Origin of the sequence: Mycobacterium hubeiense (genome assembly GCF_002838065.1) — a bacterium.
Classification (GTDB): Bacteria; Actinomycetota; Actinomycetes; order Mycobacteriales; family Mycobacteriaceae; genus Mycobacterium; species Mycobacterium hubeiense.
In genome coordinates this window covers 1-539 of the sequence record NZ_PIZU01000136.1, presented here as the reverse complement: position 1 = coordinate 539, position 539 = coordinate 1, and the positions used below count along the sequence as shown (strand labels likewise).

The window sequence follows — 539 nt, the reverse complement described above, 5'->3', positions numbered from 1 at the left end:
CGGCGCCGCCACACGCCGGCCGGTTTGCCGCCAACGAGCAGAAGGCCGGGGTTCGCGGATGGGCGCCACACCTCACGTCGACGTCGCGGATCGGGGAGGAGCAGTTCCCGATCGGCGACTTCCAGCAGCGGGTCGTACGGCGGCAGCAGCCGCACTGCCCGCGCCGGCGCCGCGCTGCGCACGAGGTCCACATCCTCGGCGTGCACAACCACGGTGCGGCCGTCGACGTCGACGTCCACCAGATCGAGCTGCGCCCACCACCGTCGCACCGCGGCCGGTGTCACGCCGATCCATGCACTGAACGCCTGCGCCGACGCCGGGCCACACAGGCGCAGGAACCGTCGCACCAAGTGCTGACGCGCGTCGGCCACGTCGACCACAGCCCCCGATTGGTCCGGCGGTAGGAACGACGCCGATCCGTCCCCGTTGGGCCGCAGCGTCAGACCCGCTGCCAGCGACGCCATCCGAAACAGGCCGTCGTGCACATGATGTGCGCCGCAACCCCTCTCTGCCAACCTGGGTTGAGGCACCCGCCCCCT

At 71.8% G+C, this 539-nt stretch carries 1 protein-coding gene; it reads right to left on the bottom strand.

Going from position 1 to position 539, the window contains the following annotated elements:
• The coding region (locus CWS39_RS28410) for a DNA glycosylase AlkZ-like family protein (RefSeq protein ID WP_142386991.1) at positions 1-464 on the bottom strand (464 nt) is incomplete at its 3' end.
• Between the last annotated feature and the right edge of the window lie 75 nt (positions 465-539).